Below are 22774 nucleotides of genomic sequence, written 5' to 3'. Positions count from 1 at the left end.
CTGACGTTCCTGTCAGCGCTGCGGCACATGGGTTCAGCCCAAGCCTCTCGCAGATACTACGGGCGGTCTACTGTCATAAGTGACAGATGGGCAGCCGTTCATCGGGTTACAACGGCGGAGCAGGTTTTGCCGTGGCTGGCGCTGGGGTCTTGAGTTGTTTGAGCTGGGACACGATCGAAGCTGTCGCGCATTTACCCGCGGCCTGTTGGGGCGACAGGTGGCGGATCGAGGTGTAGAACAGCTCGCAGGTTTTTTCTTTGCGGGCCACTTGCCAGGTTTGCCTGCAGGTATTGAGCTCAACGTCTGGATTGCTGTCCGGTTGACGGCCCATGGCGGCCTGCCAGCACGCGGCACTCAAATCCTGGCCCATGACTTTCAGGCCTGCCGCATCGGCCTTGGCCTGGGCGTCACTGCCGGTGTAGCTTGCCGGATCGGCGGCATACCATATGTAGCTCGGGTGGTTTGAGCCCAATACGGGGACTTTCACGCCGTTGTCCGGGTTGATCTGGGTCAGGCCCAACACGTTCACCGTCGGCCCGTATTGCTCTTTGATCCAGTTACGCACCGGTGTGCCGAAGGCGACCATCGGCAGTGCTGCGCCGCTGGCATTCAGGCTGACTTCCTTGACCATGGTGGTCTGGTAATCCTTGAAGTAGCCGTAGACGCCTTCGAGGTCCTTGCCCGCGTTGGAAGGTGCGGCAATCGGGGCGATGTCGATGATCGTCTGGTAACCCGGCGTCTGCTCGGCCGGGATGCCGTTGGCGGTCAGCAGCGTGGCCCAGCGATCCGTAGTGGCGGACCTCAGGTAATCCTGTGCCTGGGTCAGCGAATAATCTGGCGGGAAGTGCAGCAGTTCGACGCTTTTGCGATTTTCCAGGGCCATGCCCAGCGGCAGGAACAGATACCAGCTGTACGCCCACTTGCCATCGGCATTCAGTTTGCTGGCGCCGTCATAGGCCAGGTCACCGGCGTCGAGCAGCGCGGCCAGGGGCTTTTCATAGCCGTTGGGTACGCCGCTGATTTCGGCATAAAGCTGATTGTTATCGGTCTTGATCAGAACCTTCGCCCCGGTGTAGCCATCACGCTGCACGCTTTGGGTCAGGTAATGCTCGACCGTTTGCTCAAGCGTCCAGTTGCGAAAGCAGATCACGTTACAGTTGTTGGGGTAGGCGAAGAGACGGGTAACGCGTTCGGTAGTGCCCAGCTTCAGGTTGACATCGGCGTGGGCGGTGGTGCTCAGGGTGAGGGCTGCGAGAGTGAGTGCCGCGAGTTTGAACATGCTCAGATCCTTTTCAGCGTATTAAGACCAGCAGTTACTGAAACAGACAGGGCGGAACAAAAAGGGCCGATATCAATACCGGCCCTTTTTTATGGTTACGGCATTACCGGCGGCGTATACGCCAGCGTCGTCCCCAGTGCCCATAACAACACTAGCACCAGTGGCGTGTGTACCAGCAACTGCACGAACGAGAAACCGATCAGGTCCCGCGCCTTCAACCCCAGCACGCCCAGCAACGGCAGCATGTAGAACGGGTTGATCAGGTTCGGTAAGGCTTCGGAGGCGTTGTAGATCTGTACGGCCCAGCCCAGGTGATAGTTCAGGTCGTTGGCCACCTGCATCACGTATGGCGCTTCGATGATCCACTTGCCGCCGCCGGATGGAATGAAGAAGCCGAGGATCGCCGAGTACACGCCCATCAGCAGGGCATAGGTGTCGTGGGAAGCAATGCTGACGAAAAAGGTCGAGATGTGGTGCGCCAGGGACTGTGCATCGGCGCCCTTGACCGTGGTCATCAGCGCAGCGATCGAGCCATACAGCGGGAACTGGATCAACACACCGGTGGTGGTCGGTACCGCACGGGACACGGCGTCCAGAAAACTGCGCGGACGCCAGTGCAGCAGGGCACCCAGCATGATGAACAGGAAGTTGTAGGTGTTCAGCCCGGAAATCGCACTGATGGCCGGTTTGGTCGAGAACTCGTGAAACAGCCATCCGGCTGCCAGCAACACCAGCAGAATCGTCAGCAGCGGGCTGTGTTCCAGCCATTCGCCAGGGCGGGTGCGTGGTTGCAGCGGTGGCAGGTTGAAACTCGGATCGACGCCGCACGCCTTGGCGTCACGCGCCGAGTTCGGGCCCGGGGCGGTGGCGTAGGCAATGATCAGCGAGATCACGATCAAGGCCAGCAACATGGCACCGGACTGCCAGAGGAAAATCGTCTGCGTGAATGGAATCACTCCGGTGATCGACAGAATCGACGGCGGCAGGCTCGCCGGGTTGGCCTGCAATTGTGCTGCGGACGACGACAGGCCCAGGGCCCACACCGCGCCAAGCCCCAGATAGGCGGCAGCACCAGCGGCACGGTAATCCATTTTCAGATCGGTGCGGCGGGCCAGGGCGCGCACCAGCAGTCCGCCGAACACCAGGGACAGGCCCCAGTTCAGCAACGACGCGACCATCGAAATCAACGCGACCCAGGCCACGGCGGAGCGGCCGTTTTTCGGCAGTTTGGCCAGACGGTCAATCAGTTTCACCGCCGGTGGCGAACTGGCGACCACGTAGCCACCGATCACTACAAAGGCCATTTGCATGGTGAAAGGGATCAGGCTCCAGAAGCCGTCACCGAACGCCATCGCGGCATCGGTGGGCTTGGCACCCATCGCCATGGTGGCCAGGGCCACGATAATCACCGCCAGGGCAGCAAACACCCAGGAGTCGGGAAACCAGCGTTCGGCAAAACTTGAGCAGCGCAGGGCAAAGCGGGCGGAGCGGCTATCTTCGATATCAGCGGCCACGGGGGTACCTCGGATTTTTATGTTTGTTTTGGTCTTCGGGGCAGTAACCGCCCGTCTGGACAGACGCCAACATTAATTCAAGCCGAGGATTTTTGCGGGGCTGTTTCGTGGCTATGGGACTTTGGTCTAACGGGTTGTCCGCCAGTGCATTTGCGTAGACCATGGGCGCCTTGGTTTTTGCCTGTGCCAGAGTTCTTTTCATGACTGCCAACACCGATTCGCGCCCGACGCCGTTCAACCGCTCGGACTACAAGACCCTGGGGCTCGCCGCGCTCGGCGGGGCGCTGGAAATCTACGACTTCATCATCTTCGTGTTTTTCGCCCTGACCCTCAGCCAGTTGTTCTTCCCGCCGGAAATGCCCGAGTGGCTGCGCCTGCTGCAAAGTTTCGGGATTTTCGCCACCGGTTACCTGGCGCGACCGCTGGGCGGCATCCTGATGGCGCACTTCGCCGACCGTCTGGGGCGCAAGAAAGTCTTCAGCCTGAGCATCCTGATGATGGCGTTGCCCTGCCTGCTGATCGGGATCATGCCGACCTACGCGCAAATCGGCTATTTAGCACCCTTGCTGCTGTTGGCCCTGCGCATCCTCCAGGGCGCGGCGGTGGGCGGTGAGGTGCCCAGTGCCTGGGTATTCGTCGCCGAGCACGCGCCCATCGCCCATCGCGGCTATGCCTTGGGCTTCTTGCAGGCGGGGCTGACCTTCGGTTATTTGATCGGCGCATTGACCGCCACCTTCCTGGCGCAGGCATTCACACCAACGGAAATCCTCGATTACGCCTGGCGTTACCCCTTCCTGCTGGGTGGCGTGTTTGGCGTGATTGGCGTCTGGCTGCGTCGCTGGCTCAGCGAAACCCCGGTGTTCATGGCCATGCAGGCGCAACGCGAGGCGGCCGGCGAACTGCCGCTGCGCACGGTCTTGCGCGAGCATCGGCTGGCCATTTTGCCGGCGATGATTCTCACCTGTGTACTGACCTCGGCCGTGGTGGTGTTCGTGGTCATCACCCCGACCATGATGCAGAAAACCTTTGGCATGACCGCCAGCCATACCTTTGCCTTGAGCGCACTGGGCATCGTGTTCTTGAACATCGGCTGCGTGCTCGCCGGGCTGTTGGTCGACCGCATCGGCGCCTGGCGCACGGTGATGCTCTATAGCCTGCTGCTGCCGCTGGGCATCGGCGTGCTGTATGCCTGCCTGATCATGGGCGGCGATTGGATCGGCCTGGCCTACGCCGTGGCAGGGCTGTCCTGCGGGGTGGTCGGCGCGGTGCCATCGGTGATGGTCAGCCTGTTCCCGGCGCGGATTCGCGTCTCGGGCATTTCGTTCACCTACAACATTGCCTACGCCGCGTGGGCGAGTGTCACACCGCTGTTGTTGATCGGCCTGATGCCGTGGAGTCCATGGATCTGCGTGATGTTCAGTGCGGTGATGGGCGCGGTGGGCGTGGGCAGTGCGGCTTATTTCGGTGCACGGATGCCGAGAATCGCAGGCTGTTCTGCAGCTGGCGCGCATTGATTGTGCGTGTCGTGACTATTTTTGTGGGGCAAGCCTGAAGCACACTTAAGAAAATGTTTCCAAGGCCGATGGTTAGGCTGCATATCGCTTTCTACCCCTGTCCATCGGTGCTTTCCCATGTTCAATAAACGCTTGAAGCAGGAGCTGTCGGCTCTTCGTGAAGAACTCTCCAGCCTCCAGCAAGTGAAGGAAAGCCTGGAAAGCGAGATGCTGGTACTGACCCTCGAAAGCGATGGACGGGTTCAGTCGGTCAATCAGAACTTCCTTGGCGAAATGCATTACAAGAGTGGCGACCTGATTGGCCGACACATCGACGAACTGGTTCCGGATCACGTGAAATCCGATGAATTCCAGCTGCGTTTCAAGAGCGCGCTGACCCGTGGCGAGCACTTCGCCGGCGCAGTGCGCCTGTTGCGCGGTACCGGCCAGGAAGCGTGGTTGCGATCAATCCTGCAACCGGTGCGCTCGGCGGATGGGCGGATCAGGCATTTTTCGATTTTCTCCAGCGACCTGACCCGCACCATCGAGGCCTCCCGCGAACACGAGAACCTGATCGGCGCACTGGTGCGCTCCACGGCGGTGATCGAATTCGACCTCAATGGCAATGTGCTCGCCGCCAACGACCGTTTCCTCAGCGGCATGGGTTACAGCCTGGCGCAGATCAAAGGCAAACATCACCGCACCTTCTGCCTGCCGGAGGAGTACAACAGTGCCGAGTACCAGGACTTCTGGCGTCGCCTGAACGCGGGCGAATACGTGGCCAACCGTTTTAAACGAGTCGACAGCCATGGTCGTACGGTCTGGCTGGAGGCGTCCTACAACCCGGTGGCCGATGCCAACAACAAGCTCTACAAGGTGGTGAAATTCGCCACGGTGATTACCGATCAGGTCAATCAGGAACATGCCGTCGCCGAGGCCGCCAACATCGCCTACAGCACCTCGCAGCAAACCGACCAAAGCGCCCAGCGCGGTAACGCCGTGGTGACCCAGGCCGTGGACGTGATGCGCGACCTGGCCAGGCATATGCAAACCGCCGGCGATGGCATTGAAGCCCTGAACGAGCAGTCGCTGGTGATCGGTAGCATTGTCAAAACCATCAGCGGCATTGCCGAACAGACCAACCTGCTGGCGCTCAACGCGGCCATCGAAGCGGCGCGAGCGGGCGAGCAGGGGCGGGGGTTCGCCGTTGTGGCGGATGAGGTCCGGCAACTGGCTTCGCGCACCAGCCAGGCCACCGACGAAATCGTCCTCGTGGTGCGGCAGAACCAGGACATGGCGCGTAACGCCGTGGCCCTGATGACCGACGGCAGGCTTCAGGCCGAGCAGGGCCTGGCGTTGGCGGCGGAAGCGGGTACGGTGATTGTCGAGATTCAGGACGGCGCGCAGAAAGTGGTCAATGCTGTGGGGCAGTTTGCCAATCAACTCACTAACTGACCTGCGATCAGCTCTTGGTGGGAGCGGGCTTGCTCCGGGCGGCGTTCCGACGAAAGCGGTGTGTCATTCAACGCAACTGTGACTGAACTGACGCCTTCGCGAGCAAGCCCGCTCCCACAGGGTTACGTGGGCGCTACAATCGGCTCTTTTCCCCAGGAGCAGACTTCAATGAGCGTTTCTCACCGCCGTCCGGTTCCCTTGTCCAAGGCCTATCGTCTGCTCAATCATGGCCCGACCGTGCTGGTCAGCGCAGCCCACGGTGGCCAGCGCAATATCATGGCGGCAGCCTGGGCCATGCCGCTGGATTTCGAACCCCCGAAAATTGCCGTGGTGCTGGACAAGTCCACTTGGACTCGCCAGTTGCTGGAAGCCTCGGGCACCTTTGTGTTGAACGTACCCTGCGCCGCCCAGGCCGACATTGTGCAAACCGTCGGTTCGACCTCCGGCCTGGAATTGACCCAGGGTCAGGGGCGCGACAAGTTTGAAACCTACGACTTGCAGACGTTCACCGGCCAGTCGGTTGATGCGCCGATGCTCGAAGGCTGCGTGGCCTGGCTGGAGTGTCGCCTGTTGCCGGAGCCGAACAATCACCAGCGGTACGATCTGTTCCTGGCCGAAGTGATTGCCGCCCAGGCTGACGAGCGTGTGTTCAGCGAAGGCCGCTGGCACTTCGAAGGGCAAGATGCCTTGCGCACCTTGCACCACGTGGCGGGGGGGCACTTCCTGACCATTGGCGAGCCGGTGGATGGCAAGACCTTGCAGGCTTGAGCCGGTCAGCGCTCATATCCACACATCATTCTCGGCCGTGCGTTCGCCACCCTCACTGCCGGTGTTGAGCACGCCCTTGGGTTCGATCAGCAGGAGTTTTACCTCCTGCTCGGCACTGGGCTTGTGCTCGACGCCTTTGGGCACTACATACATTTCCCCAGCGTTCACCAGCACGTGGCCATCGCGAAAATCGATGCGCAGCCGGCCTTCGAGCACGATGAAGGTTTCGTCGGTATCGAGGTGGTCGTGCCAGATAAAGTCCCCCAGCAGCTTCACCACCTTGAACTGGTAGTCGTTCATTTCGGCGATGACCCGGGGCGACCAGTGGGAATCGATCCGGCTGATTTTTTCAGCGAAGTTCAGGCTTTCGTAAGCGTTCATGTAACAGCTCTCGCGGTGGTTGATGAACCCACAATAGCCAGCGACTCAACGCGCTTCTTGTACGATTGTGCGTGGCTCAACGGCGCTGCATGTTGAGCCAGCGGGCCGGTGACAGGCCGTAGGTTTTGCTGAATTGCCGGGTCATGTGGCTCTGGTCGGTGAAGCCTGCGATCAGCGCGGCGCTGACCAGGCTCTGACCCTGAATCAGCAGCGCACGGACCATGTCCAGGCGGCGCATGGTCAGGTAGCGGTAGGGGCTGGTGCCGAACAGCAGGCGAAAATCCCGGGACAGGCTCCAGCGATCCCGACCACTGTGCTGCGCCAGTTCATCCAGGGTCACGGTGCGATCCAGGGCGCCGTGGATGTATTCCCGCGCACGCTGTGCGGCCACGTAATCGAAACCCGAGCGTTTGCCCGGCGCACCGGAAACCATGCTCATGGCTTGCGCCAGATCGAACAGCGCGTCCTGTTCTTCCAGTGGATCGAGCGGGCAATCCAGGCTGCGCAGCAACGCGCCCGTGGCGGCGAACAGGCGGGGATCGTTCGACAGCCCGGTTTTGATGAACGGCAGCGCTTGCCCGCCGAGCATCTGCTGGATCAGCGCCGGTTCGATGTACATCATCCGGTACTGGAAACCGGACTCGGTCCCGGCCTCGCCATCGTGGGCTTCGTCCGGGTGCAGCACGATCGTTGCGCCCGGCAGGCTGTGACGCCAGCCGCCGCGATACTGAAAGCTCTGCACCCCGGCCAGGGTGTGGCCGATGGCATAGGTGTCGTGGCGGTGAAGGTCGTAGCCATGGCCGGCAAAAAACGCCTCGAAACGCTGCAGCCCGCCGACATCGGGCGCGCGAAGGAACCAGTCATTGCGAGGCGGACGCTTGGCCATGGTGATGATTGTCTTGAGCTTGATGCGCAACACGGTAACCCAGCCAACGGTTCGCTGTCTTCTGATCGGAAGGCGGCTTGTCCGCTAGAAAACCAAGGGCAAATACTGCACTGTGGGGCGCATTCGCTACAGGTTGTTTTTTATTTGTCAGGATGAGGCCAGGTCATGAGCAAGTTGCGCGTGGGGATCATTTTCGGGGGCCGTTCGGCCGAGCATGAGGTGTCGTTGCAGTCGGCGAAAAACATCGTCGATGCGCTAGATCGCTCACGCTTCGAACCGGTGCTGATCGGCATCGACAAACAAGGCCACTGGCACCTCAACGACCCTTCGAACTTTTTGCTGAACCAGGAAAACCCGGCGCTGATCGCCCTCAATCAGTCCAATCGCGAACTGGCCGTGGTGCCGGGCAAAGCCAGTCAGCAACTGGTGGAAACCTCCAGCCAGGAAATGCTCGGTCACGTCGATGTGATCTTCCCGATTGTCCACGGCACCCTCGGTGAGGACGGTTGCCTGCAAGGCTTGCTGCGCATGGCCGATCTGCCGTTTGTCGGCTCCGATGTGCTCGGCTCGGCCGTGTGCATGGACAAGGACATCAGCAAGCGCCTGCTGCGCGATGCCGGCCTGGCCGTGACGCCGTTCGTGACATTGACCCTCGCCACGGCGGCGCGCACCGGGTTTGCCGAGGTGCGGGGCAAGTTGGGTTTGCCACTGTTCGTCAAGCCGGCGAATCAGGGCTCTTCCGTGGGTGTGAGCAAGGTCACCGACGAGGCTGAGTACAGTGCTGCGGTGGAGCTGGCCTTGAGTTTCGATACCAAGGTGTTGATCGAATCTGCCGTCAGCGGCCGCGAGATTGAATGCGCGGTGCTTGGCAATGAAGACGCCATCGCCAGTGGCTGTGGCGAGATCGTGGTGCGCAGCGGGTTCTATTCCTACGACAGCAAATACATCGACGACACGGCTGCTGAAGTGGTGGTGCCGGCCAATATCAGCGTCGAGGCCAGCGAGCGCATTCGCGCCCTGGCCGTCGAAGCGTTCCAGGTACTGGGCTGCTCCGGCCTGGCCCGCGTCGATGTATTCCTGACCGACAGTGGCGAAGTGCTGATCAATGAAATCAACTCGCTGCCCGGCTTCACCCGCATCAGCATGTACCCGAAACTGTGGCAGGCCACCGGCATGACCTACAGCGAACTGGTGACGCGACTGATCGAGCTGGCGTTGGAAAAACACCAGGTTCGGCAGGGATTGAAAATCAGTAGATAGCGACTTGCTCATGTACAAAGGGCCTACCCACCGGTAAGCCCTTTCTCATCCCTGCGTACGACTCAATCCCCCAACGCTTGCCCCTCACGCCGCGGATCGGCCCCGCCTGTCAGCGACGCTTTGCCTTGGGCGTCCTTGACCCGAACAATCGCCTGGGTGCCGCTGGTCATGTCGATTTCGCTCACGCTGTGCCCTTTGTCTTTCAGCGCCTGAATCAACGTCGGGCTGAACTGCCCCTGTTCCAGTTCAGTCGGGCCGTTGCGGCTGCCGAAGTTGGGCAGGTTGATGGCGGCTTGCGCATCGAGGTTCCAGTCGAGCAGGCCGATGGTGGATTTGGCCACGTATTCGATGATTTGCGAGCCGCCGGGGGAGCCGACGGTGGCGAGGAATTCGCCGCTCTGGCGGTCGAAGATCAGGGTCGGGGCCATGGAGGAGCGCGGGCGTTTGCCGGGCTCGACGCGGTTGGCGACTTTTTGCCCGTTTTCCTCGGGGATGAACGAGAAGTCGGTCATCTCGTTGTTGAGCATGAAGCCCTGAACCATGATGTGGGAGCCGAACGCCGACTCGATGGTGGTGGTCATCGACACGGCACCGCCTGCATCATCGACGGCCACCACTTGCGAGGTGGAAATCCGCAGCGGCGAACGGTCCGGCGCATAGGCCACCCGGATGCCCGGCGGAGTGCCGGGTTTGGCCGTGCCCATGCTGCGTTCGCCGATCAGGGCGGCGCGACTGGCGAGGTAGGCCGGGTCGACCAAGCCCTTGACCGGCACGGGGACGAAGTCTGCGTCGGCTAAGTATTGTGCGCGGTCGGCGTAGGCCAGGCGTTCGGCCTCGGAAATCAGATGCACGGCTTGCGGATCGGGTTCGATGCCGGCCGGGGCCGTGGTCTTGACCGGTTTCAGCGGCGCCAGCGCCAGGCGCTTGTCGCGAGTCTCCAGGGCTTGCAATGTGCCGAGGATCTGCGCCACGGCGATCCCGCCCGACGATGGCGGCGGCATGCCGCAGACTTGCCAGCGCTTGTAGTCGGTGCACAGCGGCGCGCGCTCCTTGGCCTGGTAGTTGGCGAGGTCGCTTACGGACAAGCTGCCGGGGTTGGCGTGTCCCTGAACCTTGGTCGCGATTTCCTCGGCGACCGGGCCTTTGTACAGGGCGTCCGGGCCTTCATGGGCGATGCGCTTGAGTACGGCGGCCAGTGCCGGGTTCTTCAGGTTTGTGCCGGCGGCTTTTGGGCTGCCATCAGCATTACGAAAGTACGCCATCATTTCCGGCGAGCGCGGCATGGACGGATCCGCGGCGATCAACCGGTGCAGGCGTGGCGAAATGGCGAAGCCTTGCTCGGCGAGCTGGATGGCCGGTTCAAACAGCTGCGCCCAGGGCAGGCGTCCGTGTTTTTGATGGGCCAGTTCCAGGGCGCGCAGCACGCCGGGCGTGCCCACCGAGCGGCCGCCAATCTGCGCTTGGGTGAACCCCATCGGTTGTCCGTTGGCTTGCAGGAAAAGCTTCTCCGTCGCGCCGGCCGGGGCGGTTTCACGTCCGTCGTAGGTGCGCACGGCCTTGCCATCCCAGAGTACGATCAGAGCGCCGCCACCAATGCCCGAAGACTGCGGCTCGACCAGCGTCAACACCGCTTGCATCGCAATTGCCGCGTCGATGGCCGAGCCGCCCCGGCGCAGTATCTCCCGCCCAGCTTCGGCCGCCAGCGGGTTGGCCGCCGCGGCCATGTATTTTTCGGCGTGTTGGGTGCGCAGGTCGGTGCGAAAACCGGAAGCGCTTTCCGGTGCGAGCGGGAGCGGCAGCGTCGGCACCGAAGCGTTGTTGCATGCGGCCAGGGTCAAGGCACTGGCGAGCAGAATCAGGGCTGGCAGGCGATAGCGGCGCAAAGGGAAGGTTGAGAACACGTGGGGTACTCCGTCCGTTGGATCTACGATCAGCCGACTTTATCGGCCGACCGGGAGGGAAGCAAACCGGGTCCTGCGGCACAGACGTTTTTGTCCTTCATCAATGGCGGGATTTTCTGTAGGGTCGTTGCCAACGGGCAGGCCGGAAAATCAACAAGAGGCAGACATGCAAACCGAGTTCCCCACCCAGTCCAGCTATCGCACCCAGCGTGAACAGTTCCTGGCCGCCGCGACCACGGCAGGCGCAACGCTGACGGAGTATCCACACCCGCTCAAAGGACCGTTCGGCGAACCCCTGAGTACCGATGTGGCGGTGCTGGGTGATCCGGGCGCCAAGCGGCTGCTGATCGCGTTGAGCGGCACTCACGGGGTCGAAGGCTTCTATGGCTCGGGCTGCCAGATCAAATGGCTGCAGGAGTTGGGCAAGCGTTCCCTGCCAACGGATGTCGCCGTGGTCATGATCCATGCCATCAACCCTTGGGGCATGGCGTGGTTGCGAAGGGTCAACGAAGACAACATCGACCTGAACCGCAATCACCTGGATTTCCAGCGCCCGCTGCCGGACAACCAGGCCTACAACGCCCTGCATGAAATCTATGCCTGCCCGCAGTTGCGTGGCCCGCAGCGTGATCGCGCCGATGCCTTGCTCGACGAGCAGATTCGCCTGCACGGCTGGCCGGCAGTCATGTCGATTGTCGAGGGCGGTCAGCATGCTCATCCCGACGGCCTGTTTTTCGGCGGGCTGGCGCCGAGCTGGTCGAACCGCACGTTGCACAAGATCGTGCAAAAGCACGTGGCCCATGCCGAGGTCGCCATGTGTTTCGACTTGCACACGGGCGCTGGCGAGTACGGTCATCCGATGTTGTTGACCATCACCGAGTCCGCCTATCCGGCGCTGGCGGATGCGCAGGCGATTTATGGTCCGTGGCTCTACAGCCTGCAAACCGGCGCCGACACCCTGAGCGAAACCGGCGTGGCGGCAACGGCCACGGGCTACACCTCGCAAGCACTGATCAATGCGCTGCCGCAGGTGCGGCTGATGCCGTTTGTCATCGAGTGCGGGACTTATCCGGGGCCGGACGTTCACCGTCATCTGCGCGATGACCACTGGCTGCATCTGCATGGCAACCCGAGTGATGCAGTCGGGCGCGAGATCAAGTTGAATCTGCTTGAGCAGTTCTATCCCGCCGACAGCGATTGGCAGGCGATGGTCTGGTTGCGGACGTGGCAGATCTGGGAGCGGGCATTGGCCGCATTGCCGACGATTCGAACCTGATCGACGGGTGTGTGCGGTTCAGGATTTCCTGCAACCGCGGCCCACTTTTATCGAGGCATAAAAAAACGGCTTACCTTGCGGTAAGCCGTTTTTAGTACTTGGTGGCTACACAGGGACTTGAACCCCGGACCCCAGCATTATGAATGCTATGCTCTAACCAACTGAGCTATGTAGCCAAGTGGCGCGCATTATTCACCGGTAACGGGGATGCGTCAAGCACAAATCTAAAATATTTCTCTGCGCTTTCAACCGTTTATCAAAATCTATCCTCTGAGCAGGGGTGAAGGGCAGCGCTGGAACCAGCGGCTGGCCTGTTCGTACGCGTGCGCCAGTTGCAGGACAGCGAAGTCGGCCTGGTGTCTGCCGATGATCTGCAGGCCCATGGGCAGGCCGTTCTGGTTGAAGCCCACTTGTACGTTAGCCACCGGGCAGCCGGACAAGGTGCCGGGAATCACCACCTCCATCCAGCGGTGATAGGTGTCCATGGTCACGCCTTCGATGGAGGCAGGCCACGGTTGGGTTTTATCGAACGGGAATACCTGGGCGCTGGGCAGCAGCAGATAGTCGTATTTTTCGAATAGCCTGGAGATCGCCCGATACCAGTCGCTGCGCGTCACCGAGGCGGCAAACACGTCAGTGGCCGAGAGTTTCAGGCCGTTTTCCACTTCCCAGCAGGCTTCCGGTTTCAACAGCGCCCGTTTTTGCGGGTCGGCATAAGTCGCGCCCAACGAGCCGGCGACCATCCAGTGGCGCAATGTCCGCCAACTGCTCCACAGCTTCTCTGGCGCGAATTTGGATTGAACGGGTTCAATGTGGCAACCCAGGCTTTCGAAGTCGGCAAAGGCCTTCTCGCATAGCGAGAGGATGCCTTGCTCCATCGGCAGGTAGCCGTTGAAGTCGCCGAGCCAGCCCAGACGCGTGCCTTTGAAGTCTCGATCCAGCGGTGCGGCAAAGGCGCTGCCCGATTCGGCAATCGATAGCGGCGCCCGCGCATCGGCCCCGGCCTGCACCGACAACAGCAACGCTGCATCGCGCACGCTGCGAGCCATGGGGCCTTCGTAGCCGAGTTGGTCGATAAACAGATCGGCACTGTCATCGAAGGGCACGCGGCCCTGGGACGGACGGAAACCGAAGATGTTGTTGAAGGCCGCCGGGTTGCGCAGCGAGCCCATCATGTCGCTGCCGTCGGCCACCGGCACCAGGTGCATGGCCAACGCCGCCGCCGCGCCGCCGCTGCTGCCCCCAGCGGTCTTGCTCGGGTCGTAGGCACAACCGGTCGCGCCGAACAGCGGGTTATAGCTTTGCGAACCGAGGCCGAATTCCGGGGTGTTGCTCTTGCCGATGATGATCGCGCCCGCCGCTTTGATCCGCTCGACCATGATGCCGTCGCGTTCGGGGATGAAGTCCTTGTACAGCGGCGAACCCAGGGTGGTGCGGATGCCGCGGGTCAGGGACAAGTCCTTGATGGCGTGGGGCAGGCCGTGCATCCAGCCACGGTATTGACCTTTCGCCAGTTCGGCGTCGCGGATATCGGCCTGGGCCAGCAGGTCTTGCGGCGCTTGCAGGCTCACCAGCGCATTGACCTGCGGGTTGAAGCGTTCGATATGGGCAAGATAAGTCTGCATCACTTCCCGGCAGGAAACCTGGCGCAGGCGGATGCGTTCGGCGAGCTCATGGGCCTGCAACAGGACCAGTTCGCTGATGTTATTCGAGTTCATTGCAAGCGGCCTTTCAGACGGCTGGAAAAACGCCCCGCCATTTGCGTCGGGGCGGTAGAGATCAACGCATCAGGTTGGTCCAGAGACGGTCGGCCAGGCGGATTGCGCCTTCGCCGCAGGTCTTGCTGAACACCACGTTGGTGCCTTCGGGAATGTGCAGCTCCGGCGCGTCCTTCAGGCCCGCATCGAGGAAGGGTTCCACACCCTTGATCGGGCTTTGGTGCTTGAGGAAGTTCTGGGTCATCGCCGCGTTTTCAGGCTGGCTGAGGAACGCGATGAAGGCCTTGGCGTTCGCTGGGTTCTTGCTGCCGGTCGGGATGACCATGTTGTCGACCCAGGCCAGTACACCTTCTTTTGGGTAAAGGTATTTCAGGCTCGGTTTCATCTCCCGGGCGCGCATCGACGAGCCGCCCCAGAAGGTCGACATGTCGATTTCACCCGAGGCGAGGTTTTCGCGGATCGAACCGGCCTTGGAACTGTAGGTCTTGACGAAGGGTTTCTGCGCCTTGAGCAGGGTCAGGACCTGCTGCATCTGCTTCGGGTCTTCACTGCACAGCGGAATGTTCAGGTACAGGCTGGCCATGTCCACCACGTCGCTGACCGAGTCGAACATGTTGATCCGCCCTTGCAGTTCGGCCGGCGGCTCGTAAAGCACCTTGAGGCTGTCGGTGGGGCCCTTGTAGCGCTCGGTGTTGAGCACCACGCTGGTGGTGCCCCAAATGAACGGCACGGAGTAGGCGCCTTCCGGGTCCCAGGTGGGTTTTTTCAGGTTGTCGACGACGCTGGCGTAGTAGGGCTGGCTGACCGGGTCGAAACGCTCCAGCAGTTTTTCCTTGATCAGGATCGGCACGAACTGGTGCGACGGGATCGCCACGTCATAACCGGCACCGCCCTGTTTCAATTTGGCCAGCAGGGTTTCGTTGGAATCGTAGGAGTCGACTGTGACTTCGATGCCGGTTTGCTTCTGGAACTTGGCGAGAATCTCCGGTGAAAAGTAGCCGCTCCAGCTCACCACGTTGAGTTTTTCCGCGGCCTGAACGCTGCCGACCATGGTCAGCGGTAAAGTCAGGAACAACGAAGTGCCGATGCTTGCAATCAACTTGCTCATGCTATTTCCCCACAGTACGTAGAAGGTTCAGGTTTTCTTTTTGCCCAGCAGATAAGAGAGCGTGACGAACAGCACCGAGACGCCCAGGATCAGGGTCGAGACGGCGTTGACGTCCGGTGTCACGCCCATGCGCAACAGGCCGAAGATGAAGATCGGCAGGGTCGTGGTACCGGCCTGGGAGACCATCATCGAGATCACGAAGTTATCCAGCGACACGATGAAGGCAAGCATCAGCCCGGAGAAAATCCCCGGCATCAGCAGCGGCAGGGTGACCTTGCGGAAGGTCCGCCACGGGCCGGCATACAGGTCGGCCGAGGCTTGTTCCAGGGACAGGTCCATGTCGTTCAGGCGTGCCCGTATCGGCAAAAAGGCGAACGGAATGCAGAACACCGTGTGCGCGATGATCAGGTTGCCGTAGCCCAGGGACAGACCGATGGTGGAGAACAGCGCCAGGGTGGCGACCCCGACCACGATTTCAGGCAGCACCAGGGGCAACATGATCGCGCCCATGGACAGTTGCAGGCCCTTGAACTTCGCACCCCGTGAAGTGCCGAGGGCGGCAAGGGTGGCGATGGCCGTGGCGACCATGCTGGCGCACACCGCGATCAACAGGCTGTTTCCGGCCGCCTGGCGCAGGGCCTGATTGGCGAAGGCCGCGCGGTACCAGTCGAAGCTGAAACCGGTCCACACCGTGGCCGACTGGTTGGCGTTGAACGAGAACGCCACCAGCACTACGATCGGCGCGTAGAGGTACAGGTAGAACAGGAAACTGAAACCACCGAAGCCGGGGAAGTCCTGCACGCCCAGCGTATTGCGTTTGAACAGGCCGATCATCACGCACCTCCTTTGGCGATACGCTGGCGTTCGGCACGCAAGGCATAGACCGTCAGTACCAACATCACCGCCGCCATCAACACCAGCGACAGGGCCGCGCCGAATGGCCAGTTACGCGCATCGCTGAACTGGCGGAAGATCAGGTTGCCGAGCATCATCCGCGTGCCGCCGCCGAGCAGTTCCGGGGCGATCATTGCGCCCAGGCAAGGCACGAAGGTGAGGATGGCGCCGGCGAGAATCCCCGGTTTGGCGATGGGCAACACCACCTTGCGCAAGGTTCGAACGCGTCCGGCGTAGAGGTCCTGAGCGGCCTCGAGCAGGCGGATGTCCATTTTTTCCAGGGTGGCGTAGATCGGCAGTACGACGAAGGGCGCGTAGGTATAAACCAGCCCCAGCAGTACCGCGCCGTCGGTGTAGAGCAGTTGCAGCGGCTGGTCGATGACCCCGAGGCCCATCAGGCTGTTGTTGATCACCCCGGTGTTGCGCAGCAGCAGGATCCACGCATAGGTGCGGATCAACAGGTTGGCCCAGAACGGCACGGTGATCAGGAAGATCAGCAAGCCGCGACGATGGGCCGGTTGCATGGCCAGCCATACCGCCACCGGAAAACCGATCAGCAAAGTGATGAGGGTGGTCAGCCCGGCGATGCCGATGGAGCGCAGGGCGATGATCAGGTAGGAGTCGGCGAAGGCCAGGCTGTCGTCCAGTTGCCGCTCGAACAGCAGCGAGGTGTAGGCGTCACTGCTGAATACCTTGTTCACCCCGCCGTAGGGGTTGGCCTCCATCAGCGAGTAACCGATGACGATCAGGATCGGCACGATCAGGAACAGGCCGATGGCGATCAGCGCGGGGCTGACACCGAGAAAGCTCTGGAAGGCCCGCCGACGTTCCAGGGTATTGGCAATCGGTAAAGCGTGCATGGCAATTCCTCGTGCTCAATCGTGCAGGACGCTGGCGCTGCCCTGGTCGAACAACAGACCGGCCTGGCTGCCGACGGCGAAGCGTTTGCTCTGGTCGACGCAGTTGGGGGTGCGCACGGTGAGGCGCGAACCGTCGCTCAGGCTGACCTGGTATTGCAGGTCGGTGCCGAGGTAGATCTGCGCTTCGATCCGGCACGGCAGAGCGTATTCAGTGGTGGCTGGCACCAGATGCAAACGCTCGGGGCGCACGGACAATGCGACGTTGGCCCCGACCCGCACATCGCTGCACGGCTGTGCAGGCAGCGGATGACCGGCCGGACCGGCGAACCAGGCCAGGCCGTCTTCGACGCGGGTGACCGTGCCTTCGATGAAGTTGGTTTCACCGATGAAATCCGCGACAAAGCGATTGCGCGGGCGTTCGTAGATGTCTTCCGGGCGGCCGACCTGCTGCACTTCGCCTTCGGACAACACGGCGATGCGGTCGGACATGGTCAGGGCTTCTTCCTGGTCATGGGTGACGAAGATGAAGGTGATGCCGGTGCGGGCCTGAATGGTTTTCAGCTCTTCGCGCATGGCCTGGCGCAGCTTGAGATCGAGGGCCGAGAGCGGTTCGTCGAGCAGCAAGACTTTGGGGTGCGGCGCCAATGCACGAGCCAGGGCGACACGCTGTTGCTGACCGCCGGACAACTGCGCCGGCTTGCGGTTGGCAAAGCGCTCCATCTGCACCAGGGCGAGCATCTCGCGCACCCGTTCGGCCATTTGCGTTTTGTTCAGGACTTTGCCCATCGGGTGGGATTCAAGACCGAAGGCCAGGTTCTCGGCGATGGTCATGTGCGGGAACAACGCGTAATGCTGGAACACCGTGTTGACCGGGCGCTGAAAGGGCGGGCGGTCGGCGATGTTTTCGCCGTAGAGCAGAATCTCGCCTTCGGTAGGGAATTCGAACCCGGCGATCATCCGCAGGAGCGTGGTTTTGCCACAGCCTGAAGGGCCGAGAAGGGTGAAGAACTCGTTGTCGCGAATGTCCAGGTCGATGCTTTTCAGCGCCACCGGGCCAGTCTTTGGATCACCGTAGACTTTGCGCACTGAGCGGATAGACACCGCCAGCGTTTGCAGCGAATGCAGGGCATTCATGCGTTACCTCCGATTCCCCCATCGCCCGCGCACCTGCTGAAACAGCTGTGCCGTCGGGCCATGGATATTATTTTTCTGGGCAGGATCGAGATTGCGTTCGGGTGTTGTAACCAGCTGTTTTTTTGTTCTGATGTGGATCGATTATCAGCGAGGGGTTGCGGGGGCGAAACTTCAATTTTAACATAGGGGCTGTTAAAAAATTTAACAGCAGAAGGCGCCCGGAAACCATGCCTGACCACCGTTTGCCGCCGCTCAACGCGGTGCGTGCCTTTGATGCCGCGGCCCGGCTGGGCAGCTATGTCGAAGCCTCCAAGGCCCTGCACGTGACCCAGCCGGCCATCGGCCGTCACGTGAAGTTGCTGGAAGACTGGCTGGGCATCCAACTGTTCGAGCGCACCTCTCGCGGGGTCAACCTGACGACGGCGGGGGAGAAGTATCACCGCAAGATCACCGCCGCCTTGCAGCTGATCATCGAGGCCGGAAAAGAGGCGCAGCCAAAACACGCCGAACGCTGGTTGCGCATCATGGTGGTGCCGGGGTTCGCCAAGCGCTGGCTGATGCCGCGCATCGAGGCCATGCGGCACCTGCGTCCGGGCTTGAAGTTCGCCATTGAACCCAATTCGACCTTTACCGAAGTGGATGGCAAAAGCGCTGACCTGGGCATCGTCTACGGGGTGGACGGCCAATATGCCCACTCGCGCACCAGCCTGATTTGCCCTCGGGTGTTTCCGATCTGTTCCCCCGATTATCTGGCCAGCGTCGAGCCCATCGACAGCCCCGCGGACCTGGTGAAACACAACCTGATCCACGTCGATGATGGCGAGTGGTGGAACCTGTGGTTCGCCGCTAATGACCTCGACATCCATCTCAATTCGGACATGCTCTACGTCAACAACGACCACGCATTGTCGGTGGCCGAGAGCGGGCAGGGCATTGCGCTGGCCAACGAAGTGCTGGTGCGCGAAGAACTCCATAGCGGCAAGCTGGTGCGGGTGGTGGACGCGCAGGTGAAGCTGGAAAGCTACCGGGTGCTGACGCCGTCCGCCGAACTCTCGGCGGACGTGGCGTGGTTTATCGACTGGCTCAAGAGCGAGCTGGAGCAGGACTTCCCGGAGGCGGTGATCCGCGCCTGAGAAGTCCTGGCGGACTCAACTCAAACGGAAACGCCCGGTGTTGGCGCTGAGGGCCTTGCTGCCGTGGCTCAGGGTGTCTGCGGCCTGGTTCACCGCGCGGGCCCCTTCGAGCAAACGCACAGCCGCTTGATCGACCTGCTGGATATTGCCGCTGACCTCGTCGGCGGTACTGGCCTGTTCTTCCACTGCTGTGGCGATTTGCGCCAGGGTATCGGTGACGCTCTGTACCGCGCTGGCGATTTCCCCGAGCCGTTCACCGAGGCCGGTGACCGCTTGTGCATCGCTCTCTGCCTGACTGCACGCGGCTTGCATCAGGCTGACGGCCTCATTCACGGTGTTGCGCAGGCTGTCGACCGTACCGGCAATCTGTGCGGTCGACGATTGCGTGCGTTGCGACAGGCTGCGCACCTCATCGGCCACCACCGCGAAGCCACGCCCTTGCTCGCCCGCCCGTGCCGCCTCGATGGCGGCGTTGAGGGCCAGCAGGTTGGTCTGCTCGGCGACGCCGCGAATGGTGTCGACCACCAGTTGAATCTGCTGTCCTTGTTCACTGACCCGACCGAGTGCCGCAGCGGTCTCGTTCAGGCGTTGATTGAGTTGCTGGATGCTCGCGGTGGTGCGCTGGCTGTCACGGCTGCTGTCGGCGGCAATGCGCCGGGTGTGCTGGGCGCTGCCGGACGCCTGTTCGCAACTGTGGGCCACCCCTTGTGAGGTGGCGGCCAGTTGCGTCGCTGCTGCGGCAATCTGGCTGATCTGCAACTGCTGGGCTTCGACTTCGCCCAGGGCGTCGCTGGAGTGATGGTTGAGGGTTTGCACCGCGTTGCTCAGTTGCAGGGTTTCGTGATTCACCCCTTGCAGGCTGGTGCGCAGTTGCACCACGGCGACGTTCAGCGCGGTGCTGATGACCGCCAGTTCGTCCCGGCCCTGAACCGGTACTTGCAGGCTCAGATTGCCATCGCGCAAGGCCTCGGCCAGCACCGTGATGCCGCTGGCACTGCGGCGGATCGAGGCCTGCAAACAGATGAACAGATACAGTGCCGCCAACAGCAGGCAGCCCAACACGGCGGCCACCACAATGAACTGGCGGATCGCCGAGCCGTGGTAGTAATCCAGGCGTTGATCCAGCGACACCAGCGACTGCTGACGCAACGAGGCGAGGTTGGAGAGCAGGGCATCGAGACTGCGTTCGAAATCCTCCGGCTTGAGGTTGATGCTGCCGCCGAACACGCCGTCATCCAGCACCTTCAGACCCGCATCGAGGCGCTTGAGGCTGTCGTGGTATTGCCCGGCCCAGGTTTGCAGGGCGCTGGGCAAGCGCGCTTCGAGCAGGCCTGCGGTTTTCACCAACTGCTCTCGAGCATCGCCGATGCGGCTGCGCAGGTCGCGCAGTTGCAGGCGGCTTTGCAGGGTGAACTGCCCGGACACCACCGAGGCCTGACCCACCGCCGCCAGACGACCGACCCGTTCGATCAGGTCCGGTGCATGCTGGGTGGAGATCTGCGTCAGCAAGTAGGTTTCCAGCCACGGTGCCAGCGTCAGGCGATTGTCCATGGCGATTTGCTCGCGCAAGGCTTGCAGGGCGCTCAAGGCGTTGGTGAAGCGATCATAGCCATCCGGCCACCAGCCGACATTGCTCAGGCTTTTTGAATCGAGGCCATCGAGGGCGGTTTGCAGGGTCTGGTAACGCGACAGGGTTTCACCCACGGCACTTTCTTTTTGCAGGGCATTGCCCAACTCGGCAGCGGCCTGGCTGACGGCGGGCTGAACCGCATCGAAGGCGGCCATCGCGGCGAGGGTGGCCGGCGTTGGCTGGCGATTGGTTTCGGTGGCGCGCCACCGGGCGGCGCGATCACGCTGGGCGGCGAGCAGGTCATCCAGCGCATCGAGCGCAAGCAGTTGCCGCACCCCGGCGCGTTCGCCGGAGATCAGGTTGAGTTTGTCGCGATAGTCCTGGCCGATCATCCACAGGCTGCCGGCCAGCGGCAGGATAAACAGCAGAAACAACAGCTGGAATTTACGTGCGAAGCCAAAACGCCCCAGCAGCCCGATCCCCGGTGATAAAAAAGCCTGCATGCCCCATGACTCCTCTGGACACCACGCACTATTGGCGTGCGTCGGAGGTTGTCGCACCTCCGACTCGTGCCCTCTAAAAAGGCCTCGAAAGTTCACCCTTGTCCGCTCTGTAGGCCGACTCTGTAGCGAAACTTCCCATTGTCGGTCTCCTTTGTAAGGAAGCCGCGTTCAAGCCGACAAGGAAGGCAAGATTCAGACCATGGCTTTGCGCCATCAAGGTTGTGGCGATGAAAAAACGAAGTCGTTAGCAGGCTAAGGGGATGGCGTTGCTGCACTGAAAAATGGCACATTGACGCACCTGCACGTTTGTACCTCCTGTTGTCTGGAAACTCCCATGGCTATCAGCAACACCCAGACCGGCTCAGTGCCGGCGTCCGCTACGCCCCAAAGCAGTCCCCTGGTGATGCGCATCATCGGCGCCGTAGCGCTGGCACACTTGATCAACGACCTGATCCAGTCGGTGCTGCCGTCGATCTATCCGATGCTCAAGGCCAACTATGGCCTGACCTTCACCCAGGTCGGCCTGATCACCCTGACATTCCAGTTGACGGCCTCGCTGCTGCAGCCGTGGGTCGGTTATTACACCGACCGCCATCCCAAGCCGTGGTTGTTGCCGGCGGGGACGGTCTGCACCCTGGTCGGCATTCTGATGATGTCGGTGGTCGCCAGTTTCCCGCTAATCCTGTTGGCGGCGGGGCTGATCGGCATCGGTTCATCGACCTTCCACCCGGAAGCGTCCCGCGTGGCGCGCCTGGCTTCGGGCGGGCGCTTCGGGCTGGCGCAATCGACCTTCCAGGTCGGCGGTAACGCAGGCTCGGCGTTCGGCCCGTTGCTGGCGGCGGCGATCATCATTCCCTACGGTCAAGGGCACGTGGCCTGGTTCGGCCTGTTCGCGGTGTTTGCACTGTTCGTGCTCTACCGGATCAGCCGCTGGTACGCCAACCACTTGAGCCTGTTCAAGCTCAAGCAAGGCCAGGCGGCGACTCACGGCCTGTCCAAGGGCCGAGTGACCAGCGCGCTGGTGGTACTCGGGTTGCTGGTGTTCTCCAAGTATTTCTACATGTCGAGCCTCACCAGCTACTTCACCTTCTACCTGATCGAGAAGTTCGACCTGTCGGTGGCCAGTTCGCAGTTGCACCTGTTCCTGTTTCTCGGCGCGGTCGCGGCGGGGACATTCTTCGGCGGACCGATCGGCGACAAGATCGGGCGCAAGGCGGTGATCTGGTTCTCGATCCTTGGCGTTGCACCGTTCACCTTGTTGCTGCCCCATGTCGACCTGTTCTGGACCAGCATCCTCAGCGTGGTCATCGGCTTCATCCTCGCCTCGGCGTTCTCGGCCATCGTGGTGTACGCCCAGGAATTGGTGCCGGGCAATGTCGGGATGATCGCCGGGGTGTTCTTCGGTTTGATGTTCGGTTTCGGCGGGATTGGCGCGGCATTGCTTGGCCATCTGGCGGACATACACGGCATCGAATACGTGTACTACCTGTGTTCGTTCCTGCCGCTGTTCGGGGTGTTGGCGATCTTCTTGCCGCGTACGAAGAAGTCCTGACCCAACACATTTCCCAATGTAGGAGTGAGCCTGCTCGCGATGACGGTGTGTCAGTTGGCGACTCAGTCGACTGACAGTCTGCTATCGCG

Annotated in this window: 18 protein-coding genes and 1 tRNA gene; 7 read left to right on the top strand and 12 right to left on the bottom strand. The window is 61.7% G+C overall.

The window, feature by feature from the left end:
• Positions 1-106 precede the first annotated feature (106 nt).
• Positions 107-1279 (bottom strand): hypothetical protein, encoded by a 1173-nt coding sequence (locus WHX55_RS26415; protein ID WP_353741585.1) that lies wholly within the window; start codon positions 1277-1279, stop codon positions 107-109.
• Between the two features lie 95 nt (positions 1280-1374).
• Positions 1375-2793, bottom strand: coding sequence for a TIGR00366 family protein (locus WHX55_RS26410; RefSeq protein ID WP_353741584.1), 1419 nt, complete (start codon positions 2791-2793; stop codon positions 1375-1377).
• A 200-nt stretch (positions 2794-2993) separates the two neighbouring features.
• Here WHX55_RS26410 and WHX55_RS26405 point away from each other — a divergent pair, with 200 nt between their 5' ends.
• The 3 genes from WHX55_RS26405 to WHX55_RS26395 all read left to right on the top strand — a co-directional run bounded on the left by WHX55_RS26405 (position 2994) and on the right by WHX55_RS26395 (position 6509).
• A complete protein-coding gene (locus tag WHX55_RS26405; RefSeq protein WP_150728031.1) occupies positions 2994-4307 on the top strand; it encodes an MFS transporter in 1314 nt (437 codons plus the stop codon).
• A 117-nt stretch (positions 4308-4424) separates the two neighbouring features.
• Positions 4425-5741 carry a PAS domain-containing methyl-accepting chemotaxis protein gene (locus WHX55_RS26400; RefSeq protein ID WP_151213799.1) on the top strand — a complete coding sequence of 439 codons (1317 nt, stop codon included), beginning with the start codon at positions 4425-4427 and terminating at the stop codon, positions 5739-5741.
• Between the two features lie 168 nt (positions 5742-5909).
• Positions 5910-6509 carry a flavin reductase family protein gene (locus tag WHX55_RS26395; protein ID WP_150759026.1) on the top strand — a complete coding sequence of 200 codons (600 nt, stop codon included), beginning with the start codon at positions 5910-5912 and terminating at the stop codon, positions 6507-6509.
• Between the two features lie 12 nt (positions 6510-6521).
• On the opposite strand, the gene WHX55_RS26390 is transcribed toward WHX55_RS26395, so the two are convergent.
• Positions 6522-6890, bottom strand: coding sequence for a cupin domain-containing protein (locus WHX55_RS26390; protein ID WP_150728024.1), 369 nt, complete (start codon positions 6888-6890; stop codon positions 6522-6524).
• A gap of 76 nt (positions 6891-6966) precedes the next feature.
• On the bottom strand, positions 6967-7776 hold the full coding sequence (locus WHX55_RS26385; RefSeq protein WP_151214024.1) for an AraC family transcriptional regulator: 810 nt from the start codon (positions 7774-7776) through the stop codon (positions 6967-6969).
• 165 nt (positions 7777-7941) lie between these two features.
• On the opposite strand from WHX55_RS26385, the gene ddlA reads away from it, so the two are divergent.
• Positions 7942-9036 carry a D-alanine--D-alanine ligase gene (gene ddlA / locus WHX55_RS26380; RefSeq protein WP_353741583.1) on the top strand — a complete coding sequence of 365 codons (1095 nt, stop codon included), beginning with the start codon at positions 7942-7944 and terminating at the stop codon, positions 9034-9036.
• A 62-nt stretch (positions 9037-9098) separates the two neighbouring features.
• On the opposite strand, the gene ggt is transcribed toward ddlA, so the two are convergent.
• A complete protein-coding gene (ggt, locus tag WHX55_RS26375; RefSeq protein WP_353741582.1) occupies positions 9099-10937 on the bottom strand; it encodes a gamma-glutamyltransferase in 1839 nt (612 codons plus the stop codon).
• A 166-nt stretch (positions 10938-11103) separates the two neighbouring features.
• On the opposite strand from ggt, the gene WHX55_RS26370 reads away from it, so the two are divergent.
• Complete coding sequence (locus WHX55_RS26370; RefSeq protein ID WP_353741581.1) at positions 11104-12213, top strand: DUF2817 domain-containing protein; 1110 nt, start codon at positions 11104-11106, stop codon at positions 12211-12213.
• 99 nt (positions 12214-12312) lie between these two features.
• Here the strand turns inward: WHX55_RS26370 and WHX55_RS26365 are convergent.
• The 6 genes from WHX55_RS26365 to WHX55_RS26340 all read right to left on the bottom strand — a co-directional run bounded on the left by WHX55_RS26365 (position 12313) and on the right by WHX55_RS26340 (position 17927).
• A tRNA-Met gene (locus WHX55_RS26365) sits at positions 12313-12389 on the bottom strand.
• Between the two features lie 87 nt (positions 12390-12476).
• On the bottom strand, positions 12477-13931 hold the full coding sequence (locus tag WHX55_RS26360) for an amidase (protein WP_150756384.1): 1455 nt from the start codon (positions 13929-13931) through the stop codon (positions 12477-12479).
• Positions 13932-13992: 61 nt separating this feature from the next.
• The gene (locus tag WHX55_RS26355) at positions 13993-15039 is read right to left on the bottom strand and encodes an extracellular solute-binding protein (RefSeq protein WP_150759021.1); all 1047 of its coding nucleotides are present in this window, start codon (positions 15037-15039) and stop codon (positions 13993-13995) included.
• Between the two features lie 27 nt (positions 15040-15066).
• On the bottom strand, positions 15067-15876 hold the full coding sequence (locus WHX55_RS26350; RefSeq protein ID WP_353741580.1) for an ABC transporter permease: 810 nt from the start codon (positions 15874-15876) through the stop codon (positions 15067-15069).
• Positions 15873-16793: an ABC transporter permease gene (locus WHX55_RS26345; RefSeq protein WP_007981819.1), complete on the bottom strand. Its 921-nt coding sequence runs from the start codon at positions 16791-16793 to the stop codon at positions 15873-15875. The genes WHX55_RS26350 and WHX55_RS26345 overlap by 4 nt, the downstream gene beginning before the upstream one ends.
• A 15-nt stretch (positions 16794-16808) precedes the next feature.
• On the bottom strand, positions 16809-17927 hold the full coding sequence (locus WHX55_RS26340; protein ID WP_150756381.1) for an ABC transporter ATP-binding protein: 1119 nt from the start codon (positions 17925-17927) through the stop codon (positions 16809-16811).
• A 227-nt stretch (positions 17928-18154) separates the two neighbouring features.
• Here WHX55_RS26340 and WHX55_RS26335 point away from each other — a divergent pair, with 227 nt between their 5' ends.
• Positions 18155-19060: a LysR substrate-binding domain-containing protein gene (locus WHX55_RS26335; protein WP_150756380.1), complete on the top strand. Its 906-nt coding sequence runs from the start codon at positions 18155-18157 to the stop codon at positions 19058-19060.
• Positions 19061-19075: 15 nt separating this feature from the next.
• Here the strand turns inward: WHX55_RS26335 and WHX55_RS26330 are convergent, their stop codons facing one another.
• Positions 19076-21133 (bottom strand): methyl-accepting chemotaxis protein, encoded by a 2058-nt coding sequence (locus WHX55_RS26330; RefSeq protein WP_353741579.1) that lies wholly within the window; start codon positions 21131-21133, stop codon positions 19076-19078.
• Between the two features lie 334 nt (positions 21134-21467).
• On the opposite strand from WHX55_RS26330, the gene WHX55_RS26325 reads away from it, so the two are divergent.
• Entirely contained in the window at positions 21468-22685 is a 1218-nt protein-coding gene (locus WHX55_RS26325; protein ID WP_353741578.1) for an MFS transporter, read from the top strand.
• Positions 22686-22774 lie beyond the last annotated feature (89 nt).

Origin of the sequence: Pseudomonas fluorescens (assembly GCF_040448305.1) — a bacterium.
Classification (GTDB): Bacteria; Pseudomonadota; Gammaproteobacteria; order Pseudomonadales; family Pseudomonadaceae; genus Aquipseudomonas; species Aquipseudomonas fluorescens_BH.
This window is presented reverse-complemented; position numbering and strand designations above follow the sequence as displayed.

Excerpts from the sequence above, each read along its gene's own strand:
- WHX55_RS26340 (WP_150756381.1), bottom strand. The coding sequence starts at position 17,927 with ATGAATGCCCTGCATTCGCTGCAAACGCTGGCGGTGTCTATCCGCTCA.
- WHX55_RS26370 (WP_353741581.1), top strand. The coding sequence starts at position 11,104 with ATGCAAACCGAGTTCCCCACCCAGTCCAGCTATCGCACCCAGCGTGAA.
- WHX55_RS26400 (WP_151213799.1), top strand. The coding sequence starts at position 4,425 with ATGTTCAATAAACGCTTGAAGCAGGAGCTGTCGGCTCTTCGTGAAGAA.
- WHX55_RS26335 (WP_150756380.1), top strand. The coding sequence starts at position 18,155 with ATGCCTGACCACCGTTTGCCGCCGCTCAACGCGGTGCGTGCCTTTGAT.
- ddlA (WP_353741583.1), top strand. The coding sequence starts at position 7,942 with ATGAGCAAGTTGCGCGTGGGGATCATTTTCGGGGGCCGTTCGGCCGAG.
- WHX55_RS26330 (WP_353741579.1), bottom strand. The coding sequence starts at position 21,133 with ATGCAGGCTTTTTTATCACCGGGGATCGGGCTGCTGGGGCGTTTTGGC.
- WHX55_RS26345 (WP_007981819.1), bottom strand. The coding sequence starts at position 16,793 with ATGCACGCTTTACCGATTGCCAATACCCTGGAACGTCGGCGGGCCTTC.
- WHX55_RS26360 (WP_150756384.1), bottom strand. The coding sequence starts at position 13,931 with ATGAACTCGAATAACATCAGCGAACTGGTCCTGTTGCAGGCCCATGAG.
- WHX55_RS26325 (WP_353741578.1), top strand. The coding sequence starts at position 21,468 with ATGGCTATCAGCAACACCCAGACCGGCTCAGTGCCGGCGTCCGCTACG.
- WHX55_RS26395 (WP_150759026.1), top strand. The coding sequence starts at position 5,910 with ATGAGCGTTTCTCACCGCCGTCCGGTTCCCTTGTCCAAGGCCTATCGT.
- WHX55_RS26355 (WP_150759021.1), bottom strand. The coding sequence starts at position 15,039 with ATGAGCAAGTTGATTGCAAGCATCGGCACTTCGTTGTTCCTGACTTTA.
- WHX55_RS26390 (WP_150728024.1), bottom strand. The coding sequence starts at position 6,890 with ATGAACGCTTACGAAAGCCTGAACTTCGCTGAAAAAATCAGCCGGATC.
- WHX55_RS26405 (WP_150728031.1), top strand. The coding sequence starts at position 2,994 with ATGACTGCCAACACCGATTCGCGCCCGACGCCGTTCAACCGCTCGGAC.
- WHX55_RS26415 (WP_353741585.1), bottom strand. The coding sequence starts at position 1,279 with ATGTTCAAACTCGCGGCACTCACTCTCGCAGCCCTCACCCTGAGCACC.
- WHX55_RS26385 (WP_151214024.1), bottom strand. The coding sequence starts at position 7,776 with ATGGCCAAGCGTCCGCCTCGCAATGACTGGTTCCTTCGCGCGCCCGAT.